The sequence below is a fragment of the Microbacterium sp. CPCC 204701 genome (assembly GCF_004010105.1).
Lineage (GTDB): Bacteria > Actinomycetota > Actinomycetes > Actinomycetales > Microbacteriaceae > Microbacterium.
On the sequence record NZ_RRYE01000511.1, the window covers coordinates 1 to 1,738 of the forward strand.

2 protein-coding genes are annotated in these 1,738 nt (G+C 72.7%); one reads left to right on the forward strand and one right to left on the reverse strand.

The window, feature by feature from the left end:
- A partial coding sequence (locus EIO58_RS17355) for a PD-(D/E)XK nuclease family protein (protein ID WP_205789360.1) occupies positions 1 to 677 on the forward strand: 677 nt, incomplete at its 5' end.
- Between the two features lie 4 nt (positions 678 to 681).
- Here EIO58_RS17355 and EIO58_RS17360 read toward each other — a convergent pair.
- Positions 682 to 1,738: phosphotransferase (locus EIO58_RS17360; RefSeq protein WP_127820495.1), on the reverse strand; the 1,057-nt coding region annotated here is incomplete at its 5' end.

Below are 1,738 nucleotides of genomic sequence, written 5' to 3' on the forward strand. Positions count from 1 at the left end.
CGCTCGGCGCGCCGAGGACGGATCTCGACCGGCAGGCGGCGCTGCTCCTGGCCGAGCGAGATGCCCGCCATGCGCGCCCGGCCCGCACTGCGCCCACGCGTATCGCGGCGTCGCGCTACAAGGAGTACGTCGCCGACCTCGAGGGCGCGCTCGCGCGGATCGCGCGGCCGCTGCCCGAGCGCCCGTTCCGGCAGACCCGGCTCGGAACGCTCTTCCACGCATGGGTCGAGCAGCGCTCCGGGGGCGTGGGTCTCGGCGGTTCGCTCGACGACGCGCTGTGGGAGCTCGACGACGACGCGCCCGACACAGAGGCGTCGGCCGAGGATGCCGCCGCCCTCGCCGCGCTGCGGGAACGGTTTCTCGCCTCGGAGTGGGCGGACCTCCGGCCGATCGAGGTCGAGACCGAGATCGACTTCACGACGATCGGGCCGGACGGCCTGCCGCACATCGTGATCTGCAAGCTCGACGCCGTCTATCGCCGCGAGGACCGCGACGGACGCATCGAGATCGTCGACTGGAAGACCGGCGCGGCGCCGCACACGCCCGCCGAAAAGGAGGAGCGGATGCTGCAGCTCGAGCTGTACCGGCAGGCGTACCACGCGAAGCACGGCGTTCCGCTCGACGAGATCGATGTCGCGCTGTACTACGTCGGCGAGGACGTCGTCTTGCGCAGCTGAAGGCTCAGTCGGCGAGCCAGCGGCGCAGCGCGGCCTCGGACGCCCTCTCTGCATCGGCGGCGGCATCGGTGTCGGCCGCGCCGTGCGCACCGAGCGTGTCCTGCTCGACACCGATGGAAGCAGGACCTCGCGGCACAGCGGCTAGCAGATCGACCGGGGCGGTGGACGTGTCGTCGAACAGCGTGGCCTCGGCCGCAGGAGCGACGGGATCCGTGTCGCCCTCAGGGGTCGCGGCATCCGTCGTCGACGGTTCATCGTCGAACTCGTCGGTCACCCACTGCGAGAGCTCCTCCGGGTCGTACGCGTCGGTGTGCATCGACGTGTCGATCGCGGGCGCCGTCGCTCCCGGCACGCGGTCGAGGAGGGCGATCGCGTCGTCGACGTCGAGGGCCGCGTTCGGAACGAGCTCGTCACCGGCGACACCGGCCGCCAGCGACTCGAGGAGCCCGGCCGCGTCGGCCACGATGTCGTCGCGTGCGGAGTCGTGGCCGTGCACCAGCCACTGCGCGAACTCGAGCTCGGCGTAGAGCCGGGCGCGCTCGCGCGTGCGGGCATCGGGAGCACGCTCGCTTCCGGCGACGTACGCCGCATACACGTCGTCGGCGGCATCGGGGGCCGACGCCAGCCACTGCAGGTCGCTCGCCGCGTCGCCGATCGACAGTCCGTGCCAGTCAAGGAGGCCGGTGACCGTGGGAACGCCCTCGATGTCTTCGAAGAGGAAGGATGCCGCGCCCGCGCCGCCGAGGACGATCGACGACTCGAACCGCCACAGCTCGTCGGCGTCGGCGGCGCGACGCCAGCGGGTCTCGAGCGACGACGGCAGGCGGCGCGTGGCGCTCGCCCGATCGATCAGTCGCACGACGTCGGCGCGGACCTGCTGCGGCGTCCGTGCGGGAAGGCCTTCGGCGCGCACCACCGACTGGGGAAGCGCGTGCAGTGCGGCCAGGGCGGCGCCGAGTGAGGTCGCGGCACCCCGGCCCGGCGGGAGGTGAGCGGCGTCGACCCGATAGCCCGGAAGGAAGTCGACGACGACGGCGTGCGAGTCTCCGAGGCCCGTCTCG